This window comes from Verrucosispora sp. WMMA2121, assembly GCF_027460185.1.
Taxonomy (GTDB): domain Bacteria; phylum Actinomycetota; class Actinomycetes; order Mycobacteriales; family Micromonosporaceae; genus Micromonospora; species Micromonospora palythoicola.
The window spans coordinates 1,543,660-1,560,360 of the sequence record NZ_JAPZBH010000004.1; the positions used below are offsets into that span (position 1 = coordinate 1,543,660).

At 71.7% G+C, this 16,701-nt stretch carries 17 protein-coding genes; 7 read left to right on the forward strand and 10 right to left on the reverse strand.

From position 1 onward, the window contains the following. Window positions 1-113: 113 nt before the first annotated feature. The 3 genes from O7605_RS07875 to O7605_RS07885 all read right to left on the reverse strand — a co-directional run bounded on the left by O7605_RS07875 (window position 114) and on the right by O7605_RS07885 (window position 2,778). Window positions 114-1,115, reverse strand: a complete 1,002-nt coding sequence (locus tag O7605_RS07875; protein ID WP_269738553.1) for a glycine betaine ABC transporter substrate-binding protein — start codon at window positions 1,113-1,115, stop codon at window positions 114-116. A gap of 245 nt (window positions 1,116-1,360) precedes the next feature. Beyond that, the gene (locus tag O7605_RS07880) at window positions 1,361-2,095 is read right to left on the reverse strand and encodes an ABC transporter permease (RefSeq protein ID WP_269738554.1); all 735 of its coding nucleotides are present in this window, start codon (window positions 2,093-2,095) and stop codon (window positions 1,361-1,363) included. After that, on the reverse strand, window positions 2,092-2,778 hold the full coding sequence (locus tag O7605_RS07885; RefSeq protein ID WP_269738555.1) for an ABC transporter permease: 687 nt from the start codon (window positions 2,776-2,778) through the stop codon (window positions 2,092-2,094). Before O7605_RS07885 ends, O7605_RS07880 begins: the two co-directional genes overlap by 4 nt. A gap of 2 nt (window positions 2,779-2,780) precedes the next feature. On the opposite strand from O7605_RS07885, the gene O7605_RS07890 reads away from it, so the two are divergent. Then, entirely contained in the window at window positions 2,781-3,776 is a 996-nt protein-coding gene (locus O7605_RS07890; protein ID WP_269738556.1) for an ABC transporter ATP-binding protein, read from the forward strand. A gap of 95 nt (window positions 3,777-3,871) precedes the next feature. Here O7605_RS07890 and O7605_RS07895 read toward each other — a convergent pair whose 3' ends face one another. The 7 genes from O7605_RS07895 to folP all read right to left on the reverse strand — a co-directional run bounded on the left by O7605_RS07895 (window position 3,872) and on the right by folP (window position 8,637). After that, window positions 3,872-4,363, reverse strand: coding sequence for a hypothetical protein (locus tag O7605_RS07895; RefSeq protein WP_269738557.1), 492 nt, complete (start codon window positions 4,361-4,363; stop codon window positions 3,872-3,874). Between the two features lie 75 nt (window positions 4,364-4,438). Continuing rightward, window positions 4,439-4,744 carry a hypothetical protein gene (locus tag O7605_RS07900; RefSeq protein WP_093409856.1) on the reverse strand — a complete coding sequence of 102 codons (306 nt, stop codon included), beginning with the start codon at window positions 4,742-4,744 and terminating at the stop codon, window positions 4,439-4,441. A gap of 55 nt (window positions 4,745-4,799) precedes the next feature. Next, the gene (locus O7605_RS07905; RefSeq protein WP_269738558.1) at window positions 4,800-6,008 is read right to left on the reverse strand and encodes an ABC transporter permease; all 1,209 of its coding nucleotides are present in this window, start codon (window positions 6,006-6,008) and stop codon (window positions 4,800-4,802) included. A gap of 206 nt (window positions 6,009-6,214) precedes the next feature. Further along, entirely contained in the window at window positions 6,215-6,700 is a 486-nt protein-coding gene (locus tag O7605_RS07910; protein WP_269738753.1) for a DUF3180 domain-containing protein, read from the reverse strand. Between the two features lie 109 nt (window positions 6,701-6,809). Beyond that, on the reverse strand, window positions 6,810-7,337 hold the full coding sequence (gene folK, locus O7605_RS07915) for a 2-amino-4-hydroxy-6-hydroxymethyldihydropteridine diphosphokinase (RefSeq protein ID WP_269738559.1): 528 nt from the start codon (window positions 7,335-7,337) through the stop codon (window positions 6,810-6,812). Beyond that, the gene (folB, locus tag O7605_RS07920; RefSeq protein WP_269738560.1) at window positions 7,334-7,699 is read right to left on the reverse strand and encodes a dihydroneopterin aldolase; all 366 of its coding nucleotides are present in this window, start codon (window positions 7,697-7,699) and stop codon (window positions 7,334-7,336) included. Before folB ends, folK begins: the two co-directional genes overlap by 4 nt. Next, window positions 7,696-8,637, reverse strand: coding sequence for a dihydropteroate synthase (folP, locus tag O7605_RS07925; protein ID WP_269738561.1), 942 nt, complete (start codon window positions 8,635-8,637; stop codon window positions 7,696-7,698). The genes folB and folP overlap by 4 nt, the downstream gene beginning before the upstream one ends. Before the next feature lie 344 nt (window positions 8,638-8,981). Between folP and O7605_RS07930 the strand changes: the two genes are divergently transcribed. The 6 genes from O7605_RS07930 to O7605_RS07955 are packed head-to-tail and all read left to right on the forward strand — an operon-like array spanning window position 8,982 to window position 16,695. Further along, on the forward strand, window positions 8,982-9,299 hold the full coding sequence (locus tag O7605_RS07930) for a hypothetical protein (protein WP_164448628.1): 318 nt from the start codon (window positions 8,982-8,984) through the stop codon (window positions 9,297-9,299). Between the two features lie 13 nt (window positions 9,300-9,312). After that, window positions 9,313-9,675, forward strand: a complete 363-nt coding sequence (locus O7605_RS07935; RefSeq protein WP_164448629.1) for a hypothetical protein — start codon at window positions 9,313-9,315, stop codon at window positions 9,673-9,675. A gap of 49 nt (window positions 9,676-9,724) precedes the next feature. After that, entirely contained in the window at window positions 9,725-13,039 is a 3,315-nt protein-coding gene (locus O7605_RS07940) for an ATP-binding protein (RefSeq protein WP_269738562.1), read from the forward strand. A gap of 1 nt (window position 13,040) precedes the next feature. Then, on the forward strand, window positions 13,041-14,981 hold the full coding sequence (locus O7605_RS07945; protein WP_269738563.1) for an MFS transporter: 1,941 nt from the start codon (window positions 13,041-13,043) through the stop codon (window positions 14,979-14,981). After that, window positions 14,978-15,535: a hypothetical protein gene (locus O7605_RS07950; protein ID WP_269738564.1), complete on the forward strand. Its 558-nt coding sequence runs from the start codon at window positions 14,978-14,980 to the stop codon at window positions 15,533-15,535. The genes O7605_RS07945 and O7605_RS07950 overlap by 4 nt, the downstream gene beginning before the upstream one ends. After that, window positions 15,532-16,695 carry a M23 family metallopeptidase gene (locus tag O7605_RS07955; protein ID WP_269738565.1) on the forward strand — a complete coding sequence of 388 codons (1,164 nt, stop codon included), beginning with the start codon at window positions 15,532-15,534 and terminating at the stop codon, window positions 16,693-16,695. Before O7605_RS07950 ends, O7605_RS07955 begins: the two co-directional genes overlap by 4 nt. Window positions 16,696-16,701 lie beyond the last annotated feature (6 nt).

Sequence of the window (16,701 nt, forward strand, 5' to 3'; positions counted from 1 at the left end):
CTCGACGGCAGGTGTCCGAGGCGAGTATCGGAGGGGATCCGCGGCGGCGCTTCCGCGACTGGCAACGCGATGGCGCCCCGGCCGAGTCGGCCGGGGCGCCATCGTGCTCGAACTCAGTTCTGCGCGTACGCCGCGTCGGTCGAGAAGACCAGGCCGACGCTGATCGTGCCGTTGCGCAACGCGGTCTTGGTCAACGGCCCACCGCCGTCGAGCGAGGAGAACGAGCCGACCGACAGCCCGTAGGTCTGCTCCAGACCGGGCTTGCAGAACGGGCGCTCCTGGCACTCCGGCGGACCACCCAGCACCGTCGCCGTACCCGAGCACTTCTCGGCGAGTTCGGAGAGGGTCCGCACGCCGTACTTGTCGGCGAACTCCTCCGTCACGGCGAAGGCGTTCTGGGTCTGCGCGGCCGCCGGCGCGCCGAAGGTCAGACCCACCTGCTCACCCAGGCCACGCAGCGCGGTGACGGTCTTGTCGACGTCCGGCGAGGAGACCGGCTGGCCGCCGCTGTTCACCTTGCCGTTGAGGAACTCGGCGAGGGTTGCCGCGTACTCCGGGACGACCTGGATCTCGCCCTTCTCCAACGCCGGCTCGTACAACTCCCGGTTGCCGATCTGCTGCACGGAGACCTGGTAGCCGGCGGCGGTCAGCTGGATCTTGTAGAGCTCGGCGATGATCTCACTCTCGGTGAAGTTGCCCGCCCCCACCGTGATCCGTCCGCCCGGTCCCCGCTGCACCCCGTCGGTCAGCGAGTTGGCGTCGGCGAACTCCTGCGCCGCTGCCTGGGCGCTCTTGCGGTCCACGTCGACCGCCTTGTTGAGCTGCACCAGTTTCGGCGTGTCGAGCACCGCGGAGACCTTGTCGAGCGCGGCGATCAGCTGGGGGTTCGCCACCTCGCTGTTGACCGCCGGGATGATGTTGTCGGCGTTCTGCAGCGACTTGTCGTCCTCGAGTGCGATCAACTGCTCACCGGCCACCGGCGCGCAACCCTCGCCCGAGGCACCCTGCTGGGGTGCCTCGGTGCCGGAGGAGCCGGCGTCGCCGCACCCAGCCAGGACCGTCGCCGCCGCGACAGCCCCCGCGACCGCGATGGACAGTCTTCTACCTGCGCGCATGAGCCCGCCTTCCGTGTCCCGGCGCGGCCCGGATGGGCCGGCCGCGTGTCCGACGGGCGATCTCGCCTGCCGCCCGCGATGTCCACCCAACATCCTGCCGTGCCCCACCGACAAGCCGACGAGGCATTCGTCACCGGAACGTCACCCATCGGGGTCGTCGCGCCCGACGGACGCCGTACCGGTGAGGCGGATCGCACGACCAGCCCCCCGCGCCGGGTTGCTCGATGTCCTGAGTCGTCCCCTGGTCAGGAGCCGGCCACGGCATCCGCCGCGCGGCGCCCGGCACCGCGCCGGGCGCGGCGCAGCGGGCGCGGGGTGACCAGCCGCTCGACGAGCGCGAAGAGCAGTTCGACGCCTACCGCAAGCCCGGCCACCAGCAGCCCGCCGGCCAGGATCTGGCCACCACCGACCGCGATGCTCAGGCCGAACCCGAACCGGATGATCTCCCCCAGGCCACCACCGTTGACGAAGGTCGCCAGCGCCGCCGTGGCGACCACCTGGACGGCGGCGGTCCGGAAACCGGCCGCGAGATAGGGCACCGCGAGCGGCAGTTCCACCCGGCGCAGCACCTGCACCCCGGTCATGCCCATGCCACGGGCCGCCTCCCGGGTCTGCGGATCGACCTGCCGCACCCCGGTGTACGCGTTGGCCAGCAGCGGCGGCACGGCGAAGACCGCGAGCGCGAGCACCACCGCCGGCCGACCGAAACCGAGGAAGGTCAACGGAAGGATGGTCAGCAGGGCGAGCGTGGGCACCGCCAGGGTGAGGTTCGAGACCAGCACCACCAGCCCGCCGCCGCGGCCGGTGTGGCCCAGCCAGAGACCCAGTGGCCAGGCCACCAGGCAGCCCAGCAGCACCGCGGCGGCCGACATGCTGACGTGCTCGCCGAGCCGGTCCAGGATGCCGCCCGGGTTCGTCCAGTTCAGCGGATCGTTGAGCCAGACCACCGCCTGGGACACCGGATTCGTCGCGGCGCTCATCCGGTCCTCCCGCGCAGCCACGGGGTGAGCAGCCGACCGGCGCCCACCAGCAGCAGGTCGAGCACCAGCGCCAGCAGGACACAGAGCAACGTCCCGGTCATGATCTGAGCCTTGTAGAGGTTGTTCTGGAAGCCGGCGAAGATGATCTGCCCGAGCCCGCCCCGTCCGATCACCACGCCGACGGTGACCAGGGCGACCGTGGAGACGGTGGCCAACCGCAGGCCGGTCAGGATGCCGGGCAGGGCCAGCGGCAACTCGATCCGCAGCAGTCGCCCCCAGCGGCCGTAACCCATGCCCTCGGCGGCCTCCCGGACCTCCGCCGGCACCTGGTTGAGCCCGGCGACGGTGTTACGGACGATCACCAGCAGCGCGTACAGCACCACCACGCTCAGCACGGTCGCGACGCCGATGCCCAGATAGGGCGCCACGAATGCGAACAGGGCCAGGGAGGGGACCGTGTAGAGCACTCCGGTCAGTGCGAGAATCGGCCCGGTGAGTGGCCGGAACCAGTACGCCAGCACGGCCAGCGGGACGGCGATCAGCGCGGCGATGAGCACCGCCCGGAGGGTCAGCGTGGTGTGCTCACGCAGGGCGTCGAGCACCGTGTCAGAGTTGTCCCGCACGTACTGCCAGGAGAACCACGGGTTACCCGGATCAGCCCGGTAGCTCAGGCGGAAGGACATACGTGGACGTTACCCCGGGGGCCGGCGACGATCGACGCGCGGCGTCGATCACGCTCGACGGCATCGGCAAGCGCTACCCGGACGGCACCGAGGCGGTCCGCGAGCTCAGCCTGCACGTCGACGAGGGTGAACTGGTCGTGCTCATCGGCCCGTCCGGCTGCGGCAAGTCGACCGTACTGCGGATGATCAACCGGCTGATCGAACCGACCGCCGGCCGGATCCTGCTCAACGACTCCGACGTCACCCGGGTCGACCCGGTCAAACTGCGCCGCCAGATCGGCTACGTCATCCAGAACGTCGGACTCTTCCCGCACCAGACGGTGGCCGCCAACGTCGCCACCGTGCCCCGGCTGCTCGGCTGGGCCACCGGTCCGGTCAAGCGTCGGGTCGAGGAACTGCTGGAGCTTGTCGGTCTGGACCCGGCGCAGTTCGGCCGGCGGTACCCGCACGAACTCTCCGGCGGCCAGCGGCAGCGGGTCGGGGTGGCCAGGGCGCTCGCCGCCGACCCGGTGGTGCTGCTGATGGACGAGCCCTTCTCCGCCGTCGACCCGATCGTGCGTACCCGGCTGCAGGAGGAGTTCCTGCGGTTACAGGCGGAGGTACGCAAGACCATCGTCCTGGTCACCCACGACCTGGACGAGGCCGTCCGGCTCGGTGACCGGATCGCGGTGCTCTCCGAGGGCGGCCGGTTGGAGCAGTACGACACCCCGGCGACGCTGCTCGGCGCGCCCGCCACCGGGTTCGTCCGCGAGTTCGTCGGAGCCGATCGGGGCATCCGCCGGCTGGCCGTCACCCCGGTGACCCGGGAGGTGCTCGATCCGCTGCCGGTCGACGGCGGCAAGGACCTGCCGTCGGTACCGCTGGGCGGGTCGGCGTACGACGCGCTGGCCGTGCTGCTCACCTCGGCCGGTGGCCGGGCCGTGGTCACCGAGGACGGCCGGCCGGTCGGGACGCTCAGCCGGGAACGCCTCCTGACGATCACCGAGTCGGTCAACTGAGTGTCGCCGGTCGCACCGGCGGGTGGAGCGCCGCAGGTGACTCCGGCCCGAGTGGTCGGCCGGGTCCGTCGCGCGCGGCGGACCCGGCCGTCCGGTCAGCGCCGGCCCCGGTAGCCGCCGAGGGTGGCGATGCCGATGATCCAGCCGACGAAGAGGCCGTACTCCGCGCCGTCCCCCGCCGCCTGGAAGGCGCCCAGCAGCGACGGGTTGGTCCGGATCAGGGTGGTGAGCAGGGCCGCGAAGGCCCCGGCGAAGACGAACGCCGCCCAGCCGGCGAAGAACTGACTGATGGTGCCGCGGGCCCGGGCCAGCTGGGAGCCCGGCAGCAGGTAGAGGAACAGGAAGGTGAGGACGACCACGAGGATCGCCCGCAGGTCATCGGCGAAGATCTCCTGGATCGAGTCGTCGGAGTCGAATCGCCAGGCCGGCCAGGCGAGCAGTCTCAGAAACCACCCGCCGGCACTGTCGGCATCGGTGTTGTCCCTGGCCCAGTCGACGTACCAGGGGCTACCGAAGACGAGGACCAGAATGAGCGCGGCGAGCGTGCCAGCGCCCGGTGCGGACTTGTATCGATTGGTGAGAGCCATGGCCCCGCTATTTCCCAGCGGATCGACGCAGGCAAACGCGAGGCGTCATTTATGGTGGTACGCGCGTTTGGCCCGCTAGTGCTTCATCAGGTAGTCGATGAACGCGGCGCGCAGCAGCGGCGCGGACTCCTCGTAGCCGTGCCCGGTCATCTCGCGCCAGAGGGCCACCGCCTCGTCGACCGTCGGCCCTACCGAGTTCGGCGCACCGTCCAGCGCGGCCGCCTCGTCCGCGTTCGGCAGGTGCCGCAGCACCGACCAGAAGAACCGTACGTCCCGGCGCTCCCGGGCGAGGGTGAACGCCCGTTCACGCAGTTCCTCGGTGGAGAGGACGTCCAACTCCTCGAACGACCGGCCGCCGGAGATCGATGATGTGTCGGTCATGTGCCGAGCCTAACCGTCGAGATCACTCTCGGCGCGCCGACAAGCTGCCGACCGGTCACCGATCGTCGGTCTCCCAGGTACGCGAACCGGTCTCCCAGCGCCGGGCTCCCCACGGGTCGGTGCTGCCGACGGGGGGTTGGGCCGGCAGCACCGGCGGCCAGTCACCGACCGGCTGCGGCTGCGTCACACTCCACCCGCCCTCGGCGGCCGGCTCCGGCGGCGGCGGGGGCAGTGCCCCGAGCACCGGCGCCGGACGTCCGTACGTCTCCACCAGGCGGGTGACGACGAGCCCGCCGGCCAGCGCCACGCCGCCGACCGTCCACCGGCTGACCGTCCAGCCACGGGCCTGCGCGTACGCCAGGAACAGCCCGATCGCACCGGCCGTCACCAGCGTGCCGAAGACCCCTCCACGCAACCCGAACGCACTGGTGCCGGCGAGCAGCGTCGCGCCCACCGCCAGCACCGTCCAGTCCAGTCCCGCCGCCGGCGTCACCGCCCCCTCCATCGAGGCGATCAGTACTCCGGCGAGCGTCGCGAGCACGGTGGAGCAGACGTACCCGGTGGTGGCCACCACAGCGGCAGCCGTACCCCGCCGACGGGCCGGGTCGACGATCGGACGGAACCGACCGACCAGCCGGCGGATCGGGCTCACCGCTCCGAGGAGCCCACCGAACACCGCGATCGCGGCGAAGCCGACGAAGAGTTGTCCGGCGGTGCCCCGCGGGTCGTAATCGCCCTGCACCAGCACCGGCGCGGAGCGCTGCTCGATGTAGACGATGACGCCGGCGGCACCACCGAGGCTCGCCGCCCAACCGGGCACGTGCAGCAGCACGACCACCAGGCCGAGCAGCAGCCCACCGATCGCCGCCGCCGCGGTGGCCGTGCCGACGGTGCCGAGCACCCCGCGGTCACTCTGTTCGGCGAAGTGCAGCCCGGCCGCGACCGCCACCGGGCCCACAGCGAGGTTGACCGCGGCGGTACGCAGGGTCAGCCCGACGGCCAGGGCCAGCAGACCCAGACCGATCACGTCGACGATCAGATCCCGCAACCCGCTGCCGCGCAGCACCGCGGAATCCTCACGCCACACCAGGTAGACAAGAGCGCCGAAGCCGAGCAGCAGGAACGTCTCCCAGACGATGTAGACGCCGAAACGGTCCCGAGCCGGCTCGGCGTCGGGATCGTCGAGGACGGCCCCCGCCCCGGTCGCGGGACCGGCCGAGGCGGGCTCCGGCGGTCCGTCACGGCCCGGTTCGTCGTACCCCATGATTCCTGCCTTCCAGCGGCCGCCCGGACTCCACCGACGCACGGGCGGACCGGCGGCGGGCGTTGCCTTTCGGTCGGAGGCACCGTACCCGCGCGTCCGAGCCGGGCGGAACCCCCTGCTGGGCGGGGCCGGCGGCGCGGGCCGTGTCCGCCCCCGAGGTGCCCGGCCGGGTGAAGGCTCACCCGGGCAGGCCTCGGGCGGTCGTACTAGCGACGACCCGGGTGGCTCTCCCAGTCGTCCGGCTCATGCTCGTCGTCGGGCCGCTCCGGGACCCGGCACGCCCGCTCCAACCAGAGTGCGGCGGCCACCAGGGCGGCCGAGGCCAGCAGGCCGGCGATGGCCGCCGGGCGGTCATCGGCGGCGGCCCGCGTCGGCTGCACGAACAACCAACCGGTCAGCCCCGCGTACCCGCCGGTGAAGATGGCACCGACCAGTGCGGATGCCTTGGCCAGCACGACGAACCGAGCCACCATCAACGGATTGACCGGGTCCCGCCCCGGTCGGCGGTCGATCCGACCCCGGGTGTTGATCGCGGCGTACGCCTCCAGCACGGCCAGTCCGGCCAGTGTCACCACCGGCAACCAGGGCAGCGGCGGCAGCCGCTCGTAGTAGATGCCGCTGATCAACAGCCAGGCCACCGCGGCGGCGGCGAGGGCGGTCACCACCAGGGTCGAGATGCGGGTGGGACCCATCCGCGACCCGTCGGGTGGCGGGGACACGCTCATGCCGGTACCCCGCCGCACGCCGCTCCGCCATGAGACCCGGTCGCGCTGAGCCTGATGGTCCGCTCACTGCGCTCGCTCATGCCGTCGACTCTAACGTCAGATCGGGCCGGGGGCTCACTTCCGGCACCTCGACGGCGACCGGCCCGGTGGTGAGCAGGTCGGTGAGCCAGCCGTGCCCGGGCAGTTGGCCGTAGGGCTGGATGTCGATCCACGGCCGCAGCACGAAGGCGCGCAGGTGTGCCCGGGGATGCGGCAGGGTCAACTCGGGATCGGCGCTGACCACCGGGCGGTCGTCGTCGGTCCACACCGCGACGACGTCGACGTCGAGCGTGCGGGGACCGAAGCGCCGTTCCGGGTCCCGGACCCGACCGGCGGCCTCCTCCGCCGCCCGGGCCCGCGCCAACCAGTCGTAGGGATCGGCGTTCGGGTCCGCGGCCAGCAGCACGGCATTCAGGTACGTCGGCTGGTCGGTGTCGCCCCACGGCGGGGTCTCGTAGACCCCGGAGACCAGCAGGACGCTGTCACCGAGGACGGTCAGGGCGGTGCGCAGGTGGGCGAGTCGGTCACCGAGGTTGCTGCCCAGGGAGAGCACGGCGCGGGTCATCGGGTACGCGTCCGGCGCATCGTCACGGCCACGTCGGTGAAGGCGTGTGGCACCGGGGCCTCGGGCTTGTGCACCGTGACCGTCACGCCGGACACCCGCGGATCCGTCAGACAGACCTCGATCAGCCGATCGGCGAGGGTCTCGATCAGGTTGACCGGCTCACCGGTGACCACTTCGACCAGCCGCTCGGCCAACTCGCCGTAGTGCACCGTGTCCCGCACGTCGTCGGACCGGGCGGCCGGTCCCAGATCGAGTTCGAGCACCGCGTCCACCACGAACTCCTGACCGTTCGCGCGTTCGAAGTCGTACACCCCGTGCCGGCCCCGTGCCCGCAGGCCGGTCAGCTCGATCCGGTCGGTCATCGCCGACCCCGCCCGTCGGCCGCGGACCACTCGGCGGCGTCCGACGACACGACCTGACCGGCCGCCGACCCGGCGGGCGGGGCCTCGGCGGCCGACGGAGCGGCCAACCGGGGACGGCCGGTGGCCCGCCAGACGGCGAGCGCGTCGACGGTGGCCCGCACGTCGTGCACGCGTACCCCCCAGGCGCCGGCGGCCACCGCGAGCAGGCTGGTGGCGACGGTGGCGGCCGTCCGGCCGTCGGTCGTCCGAGGCACGCCGTCGGGGCCGGCCAGCAGTTGACCCAGGTACGACTTGCGGCTCGCGCCGAACAGCACCGGGTAGCCGAGGGCGATCAGCTCGGGCAGCCGGGCGCTGAGCTGCCAGTTGTGGGCGGCGTTCTTGGCGAAGCCGAGGCCCGGATCGATGATGATCTGATTCGGTTCGATCCCGGCGGCGAGGGCCGCGTCCACGCGCTGGCCGAGTTCGGCACGGACGTCGGCGACCACGTCACCGTAGTTGGCCAGCTCGCTCATCCGGCGGGAGTGGCCGCGCCAGTGCATCAGCACCCAGGGACAGCCGGCGTCCCGGACCACCCGGGCCATGTCGGGATCCGCGAGCCCTCCCGAGACGTCGTTGACCACGGCCGCGCCGGCCTGCAGCGCCGCGACGGCGACCCGGGCCCGGGTGGTGTCGATGCTGACCGGGACGCCCGCCGAGGCCAGTTCGCGGATGACCGGCACCACCCGGGCGGCCTCGGTCTCCGCGTCCACCCGGTCGGCACCCGGCCGGGTCGACTCTCCACCGACATCCACCAACTCCGCGCCGTCGGCACGGAGCCGGACGCCGTGTGCGACGGCGGCGTCGACGTCGGCGTAGCGTCCGCCGTCGGAGAACGAGTCGGGCGTGACGTTCAGGACGCCCATCACCACCGGGGCCGGAGCCCGTACCAGATCGGTCACGAGTAGGACGGTACCGGCCCGGCCGCCCCTCACGGACGGCCCCGGTCGAGCATCCTGACATGGCAATTGGAACAGGTGTACGATCGGTCGTCCGGGTCGGTTCGGGCAGCATCTTCGCGGCTTGTCGCAAAGAGGGGCGGCCCGTACGCTGTGGAATTGTCCAGCATCGAGATGGCGACGGTTGGAGGGAGGGCCGAAGCGGGACAACCCACCCAAAAATCGCCACCCTTCGTGGCGGTTGTCGTACGCAGAGTCCCGAGCACTGCGCACAGTGAGCACAGATCCCGCAAGGCTTGCCTACTGCACCACCGCGGCGCCGCCGGCCGCGACTTGGGGAGGTTTCAGTGATCGCCATCGAGCTGATGGAAACGGCGTCCACAAGCGCCCTCCACCTGCTCTCCACCCTGGTGTCGTCGATTCCGCTCGCCGCGGAGGAGCCGAAGGGGATCGACACCGAGGGCGTCGTCACCTTCTTCGCCAGCAAGATCGCGCCGATCCTGCTCGCCGTGCTGGGCGTCATCTTCATCGGCCGCGCCAGCCGAGGCGAGATCTCGAAGGTGTTGACCAGCTCGGCCATCGCGATCGTCGGGTTGGCCTTCATCGCCGGAGCCGCCACCCTCTTCTTCATCGGCGACTTCCTGATCAACCTGATCTTCGAATAGACGCGGGCACGAGATGCGGCTGCGCACCGACGACGACATCTACCGGGCTCGCCTGGTCTATCTCGGGCCGCCCGGCTACACCCTTCCGGTCCACCTGCCGTACGCCCAGTACGGGCTGTTCATGCTGCTCGTCCCCCTCTACATGTTCATCCACTGGCTGTTCACGCTGCGGGTCGAACTCTTCCCCGCCTGGGAGATCGCCCTCGCGATCGTGACCACCTCGTTCGTCTTCCGGTACGTCGACCCGGACCGTCCGGCGCGCATGGTGATCCGTACCGCGCTGACCGACTGGCGACGGACCCGGGAGCCGGCCGCCGAGCAGCGCGATCCGCGCCTGGTCGGCAGCAGGATCAGGATCCGGGAGGAACTGGCATGACCGGCTGCACGCCGTACGGGCCGAACGAGGACACGGGCAGGGCGATCGCATGAGCCGCTCCGCCACGCCGGGATCCCCGGCCGGACGTCCGGCCGCACCACACGGTAACCGTGCGCGATCGTTCGACTACCCGGAAGCCGACGGACTGGACGAGACCACGGTGGATCCGGCACTCGCCACCACCCCGGCGCACGGCAGCGTCGGGGTGTTCCAGGCACCCCGCCCGCCGCAGCGTCGAGCGGCTCCGGCCGACTCGACCCCGGCCAGCCGGGACGGTGCGGACATCGACTCGCCGTTCCTCGACCTCTTCGGTGGCGCGTACCCCCGGCCCGGTCCCGCCCAGCGAGGCAACGGGCACCCCGCACGAGCCCTGCCGCAGCAGCCGCATCCCGCACCGCCGCCCGCCGTCGGGCCCGCACCGGCAGCCCGTCGGGCGGCTCCGCCACCGGCGCCACCGCGACCGCCCGACCTGACGCCGATCACGCCGCCGGCCACGCCGCCCGGCCGCCTGGTCGAGGGCCCGGTGCCGGCCACGAACCCGCCGCCGGCTTCGTCCCGGGTGGCGCCCTCCCCGGCGGACCGGTTGCCGACCGCCCGGCCGCCCGCCGACGATCGGCCCACCGGGAACGACCGCCCGCTCCGAGAGGACCGCCGCGCCCCCGACAACGACCCGGCACCGACCGACGAGCCCGGGAAGACGCCACGTCGGTCAGCGCCGCCGGCCAACCGTCCGGCTCCCCGGCAACGGTCCGTCGACCACCGCGACCGGCCGGTCAAGCCGGTCCGTGTCCGACCACCGAGGATCAAGTTCGGCGATCGTGATCCGGCCGTCGAGTTGGCCATCACCGAGATCGCCGGGCACCTGACCTTCACCCCCAACACGGTCACCGCCTGGTACTGGCTGCCCGAGGTGCGCTGGGCCTTCCGGCCGGACGCGGAACGCGAGGCGCTGCTCTCGGCGATCTCCGAGCAGTACGCCGGCCTGGCCGGCTTCCGACTGCACCTGCGCCGCACCACCCGGCCCTTCCCGGCCGACGAATGGGCCCGCACCATCGACGCCAACACCGCCGCGCCGCTGCCCGACGTTCCCGGCACCGCCGGCTGGGCCGAGCACCTGGTCGCCGCGCAACGCCACCTGCTGTCGGTGAATCACGCCGAGGGCCAGACCTACCTCGGCGTCACCTTCGCCCGCCGTTCCCTCGGTGACTCGCTCACCGAACGGCTGCTGCGCACCTTCGGTCGCGGTGTCGCCGAGGGCGAGCGGCGCAAGCTCGGCCGCACCGTCGAGCAGTTCGACGAGGTGCTCGGCGCCTTCGGCATGCGGGGGCGGCGGGTCACCGCGCACGAGCTGGAATGGCTGCTCTACCGGTCGGTGGCGCTCTGCATGGCACCCCCGGGCACGCTCTCACCCATCACCGACGGTCGTTGGGAACGCGGCGACCTGCTCGCCCTCACCGAACAGGTCGAGCGCTACCGCACGCCGTACGGCTCCACCGTCAAGCTGGTCCACCGGATGACCGGCGAGGAACGACACGTGGCGGTGCTCGCCGTCGGTCGAATGGAGCCGCTGGAGATCCCCGAGCGGCACGAACCCTGGTTGCACTTCCACGAGCGATTGCCCTGGCCGATGGAACTCTCCACCCGGGTCGACATCCTCGGCTCCGGCGACTCCTTCCGCAACCTCGAACACCGACTCCGGATGATCCGGTCACAGCAGTTGGACTACGCCGAACACGGCATCGACGCGCCGCCCGAACTGGAGCGACTCGCCAAGCGCGCGCTGGTCATCGGCGACGAGATGACCACGGGGCTGCCGGTCGACTCGGCCCGCGCCCATGGCTGGCACCGCATCGCGGTCGGCGGTCGGACCCGGGAGGAGTGCCTGGAACGGGCCCGCCGGCTCATCCAGCTCTACTCGCGCGAGCTGCGCATCTCCCTGCAGCACCCGAAGAACCAGGACTGGCTGGCCCGCGAGTTCATCCCGGGTGAGCCGATCGCCAACACCGGTTACGTGCGCAGGATGCCCGTCAACCTGCTCGCGGCGGCGTTGCCGCAGGCCGCCTCCACGGTGGGTGACCGACGTGGCGACCTGATCGGCCGTACCGCCGGCACCTGCCGTCGCCCGGTCTTCCTCGACCTGCACTTCCCCATGGAGGTGCGGGAGCGCTCCGGCCTGGCGGTCTTCGTGGCCGAACCGGGCGGCGGCAAGTCCACGCTGCTCGGCGCGTTGGGCTACCTGGCCGCCCGCCGTGGCGTACAGGTGACCCTGCTCGACCCGTCCGGCCCGCTGGCCCGGCTCTGCGCGATGCCGGAGCTTCGTCCCTACTCGCGGGTGCTGAACCTGACCGGCTCCGAGCACGGCACGCTGGCACCGTACTCACTGATCCCGACCCCGCTGCGCAGCGAGTTCGCCGCCGGAGCCGCCGGCGACCGGGAGTTCGAGATCGCCGTCTCCAACGCGCGGGCCGAGCGGCGGATGCTGGTACAGGACATCTGCATGATGCTGGTGCCACCGCAGGTGGCCCGGGAGGCCTCCACCGCCACGCTGTTCCGGCACGCCGTGCGCCAGGTGCCCGCCGAGGAGACCTCCACTCTGGACGACGTGGTCACCTGCCTCGGCCAGCTCGACGACGACGCCGGCCGGGAACTGGCCAACCTGCTACTGGACACCGCCGAGATGCCACTGGCGATGCTCTTCTTCGGTCGCCCGCCGGAGGGCCTGCTCGGCCCGGACGCCGCACTCACCGTGATCACCATGGCCGGCCTGCGGCTGCCCGACCTCAAGATCGAACGCGAGTACTGGTCGGCCGAGGAGGCACTCGCCCTGCCGATGCTGCACACCGCGCACCGGCTGGCGGTCCGCCGCTGCTACGGCGGCTCGATGGCCTCCCGGAAGTTGGTCGGCCTGGACGAGGCGCACTTCATGGAGGGGTGGCGCTCCGGCCGATCCTTCCTCGTCCGACTCGCCCGTGACTCGCGCAAATGGAACCTGGCCGCGCTCGTCGCCTCGCAGAACCCCCGGGACATCCTCGGTCTCGACGTACAGAACCTCGTCTCCACCGTGTTCGTCGGCCGGATCGCCGAGGACGCCGAGATCGCCTCCGAGGCGCTGCGACTGCTACGCGTACCGGTGGACGACGGCTACGAGGCCACCCTCGCCTCGCTCTCCACCGCCGACGCGACCTCGGCCAACCGGCTCGGCTTCCGGGAGTTCGTGATGCGCGACGTCGACGGCCGGGTCCAGAAGGTCCGGGTCGACGTCTCCTACGTGGACGGACTGCTGGACCACCTCGACACCACCCCCGCCGCCATCGCCGCCGCCGCAGGGGTGCTGCCGACCGTGCTGCCCGACTTGGAGGCGTGACATGGCGAGGGCCCGGGCACGGATCACGGCGCTCCTCCTGGCACTCGGCGTCCTCGCCGCAGCCACGATCAGTTGGCCCGGGCTCACGGCCACACCGGCGTACGCGGCTCCGGCCGCGTACCAGGCCGCGGCGGCCGAACTCTGCACGACCGAGGAGTGGCAGGTCGACTTCCGCGCCTGCGTCACCAAACTGCAGCAGGTGGCGGAGTCGGAGGCGACGTGTCGTAATCCCCCGACGCCGACCGCGCCGGATTCCGGCATCGCCGGGTGGTTCGCCTCCCGTCCCGAGGCCTCCAAGCTTCCCGGCCCGAAGGGCTACTACAGCGACTACGGCTACGCCGGTTACAGCTACAGCACCTACGACATCGATTCCGGCTGCGCGACCACCCTGCTGCATCCGGACTACAAGTTCACCAACACCATCGCCAACGGCGAGTTCATGATGGCGACGGCGATCATCGGCGCCTCGAACGCGCTGCGCGAACGGGCCTGGGATCCGGGCACCATGTGGGGCTGGGCGGATCCCCTGGTGGACCAGGCCACCAAGGCCATCTACCAGAAGGTGTTCAGCGTCTTCGGCATCGTCACGCTCTGCGTGGTCGGGCTCTACCTGCTCTGGCGCTCGCGCCAGTCCGACATGAGCAACGCGATGACCACGGCGGGCTGGGCGTTGGTGGTGATGGTGGCGGTCACCGCGCTGGCCGCCTGGCCGGTCAAGTCGGCGAACCTCGCCGACGGCGCCCTCGTCTCCACGCTCGGCGTCGTACACGACGCGGTGGGCCCGGCCGCCAAGGACGTGCCGCCGGACCGGTGTGCGATGCCCAACCCGGACGCCTGCACGGACAAGCGGCCACCGGCGGTCCGGGCCAGCGACACGGCCGCCGAGGCGATGCTCTACCGGAACTGGCTGCGCGGGGTGCTCGGCTCGGCCGACAGCGAGACCGCCAGGAAGTACGGCGCGGCGCTCTACGACGCCAAGTCGCTGTCCTGGGAGGAGACCGAGAAGATCCGGGCCAATCCGCAGACGCGTGAGGCCACCATCAGCGCCAAGCAGCAGCAGTGGATGACGGTCGCCGCACAGATCGAACGGGAGGATCCGGAGGCCTACGAGTACCTGAAGGGCGTCCGGGACATGGACCGGGTGGGCGCCGGGTTCATCGCGGTGCTCGCCGCCCTGCTCTTCGCGATGTTCGACCTGACCGCGTCACTGCTGGTGCTGCTCGGCTTTCTGATCTTCCGGTGGGCGGTGATCGCGGCGCCGATCCTCGGCACCATCGGTCTGCTCCGACCGGCCAGCGCCGGTCTGCGACGGCTGGGCAACGCGGTGGTGGCGGCGCTGTTCAATATCGCGATCTTCGGCACCGGTGCCGCCATCTACCTCTTCGCGGTCGACCTCATCATGAGCACGGCCACCCTCCCCGGCTGGCTCCAGGTGGTGCTGGTCTGGCTCTGCGGGGTGGTCGGCTGGCTGCTGCTGCGCCCCTACCGCCGGATCACCCAGCTCGGCGGGAAGGACAACAGCGAGGCGGTCAGCTCGGCGGGCTCCTGGCACCGCCGGTTCTTCCGGGACATGCGTACCGCGGCCCGGCTCGACGTCGCCGAGCCGGGCGGCACCGCCGAGCCAAGCGTGGGACGGCGTCGGGCGGTCGCGCCGGAGCAGCCGAGGGTGCGTCCGGAGGCTCGACCGGATCCGATGCCGGCGGGGACACCGGCGGCCGCGAAGCGGCCGGACGATCCGAGAACGGACGGTGCCGACAGCTCCGCCCAGGAACAGCGCACCAAGACCCCCCCGGTGGCCCCGAGGCCACGGCGTCGGCAGCCGGCCTCCTGGACCGAACCGGACGTGCCGGACGAGAACCCCTCCTACGTCATCTACCGTCCCGGTTCGGCCGAACGGGCTCCCGAGAAGCCGACGCCACGGGTCCGCTCCGAGGCCCGGTGACCATCATGCGTCGGGCGATCGAGTTCCTCATCCGACGGTTGCTACGGTCCCGCCTGGGTGCCGCACTCGGCATCGCCGTACTGGTGCTCGGGGTGGTGGGAACGGCCAGGTTGGTTGCCGGCCCGACCGATCCGGCGGCCGGGCTGAGCAGTCGCCCGGCCGACCCGATCACCACCCTGCACCCGACCACCGGGGACGACGGTGCGATCTCCACGACCACGACGCCGTCCCCGGTCACCCGGCCCGGCCAGCCGGCCCCGGATGTGGTGGCCGCCCGCTTCGCCGCCGCCTGGCTCGGCCGCCCGGGCCAGACCGCCGAGGATTGGCACGACGCGCTGCGTCCGCTCTCGACCGCCGGTCTGACCGACAAGATCGTCGGGGCCGACCCGGCCAGCGTGCCCGCCGAGGCGGTCACGGGTGAGGTCACCCTGCGCCCACGCGGTGAGACCTTCGTGGAGGCGACGATCCCCCTCGACGAGGGGCAACTCCGGCTCGAACTGCTGGCCCCCGACGGACGATGGTTGGTGGACGCGGTGGACTGGAGCCGGGAATGAGTGAGCACGGTCCTCGCCGACCGGTCCGGACCGGTGCCCTGGCCGCCGCGCTCACCGCGGCGCTGGTGCTGCTCTGTTGCACCGGAGGCGCCGGTGCCTTCTTCCTCACCGAGCTGGGTGGCGACGCCGCCGAACAGCTGAGCCCGGCCAGCATGGAGTGCACCGGCGACTTCGAGGTGGACGTCACCGGCAAGATGCCGCGCTTCGCCGAGTACGGGGAACGCCAGCTGCGGAACGCGGCAGTGATCATCAAGGTCGGCCAGGAGATGCGGGTGCCACCGCGGGGCTGGGTGATCGCCGTGGCGACCGCCATGCAGGAGTCCCGGCTGCTGAACCTGGCCAACAGCACGGTCGGCGAGTCGCGGGACATTCCGAACGAGGGGATCGGGGCCGACCACGACTCCCTCGGTCTCTTCCAGCAACGGGCCTCGTGGGGCACGGTCGCCCAGCGGATGGATCCCGAGTACGCGTCCCGCAAATTCTACGAGAAACTGCTCGACCTACCCGACTGGGAGAAACTCTCACTTACCGTGGCCGCCCAGCGGGTCCAGATCAGCGCCTTCCCGGACGCGTACGCCAAACACGAGGAACTGGCCGCCCGGATCGTGGACGCGCTGGCCGGTGGCGCGGCTCGAACCGCGCTGATCGCCGGGCAGGAGGTGTGTGACGCCGCGGCAGGTGGTGAGATCGCCGCCTCCGGCTGGACCGCACCGATTCCGGGGGGAGTCGGCTCCGGATTCCGGACCGCCAGTCGGCCGGGACACAACGGTGTGGACATCGCCGCGCCGAAGGGCACCGATATCAGGGTCGCGGCGACCGGCCGAGTGTTGGTCTCCCGCTGCGACCCCGACCGGAGAGGACGGCTCAGCTGCGACGAGGACGGCTGGCCCGGCAAGGGTGGCTGCGGTTGGTTCGTCGACGTGCTGCACGCCCAGGGAATCGTCACCCGCTACTGTCATCTGGTGGATCGTCCCCTGGTCGCCGTGGGCGACACGGTGCAGGCCGGTGACGTGATCGGCGATGTCGGCAGCAGCGGCAACTCCTCCGGACCGCACCTGCACTTCGAGGTGCACGTCGACGGCGATCGCAGCAGCCGGGGCGCCATCGACCCGGTCCCGTTCATGCGGTCCAAGGGCGCGCCGTTGAAAGGCGCCGGGTGAACCAGG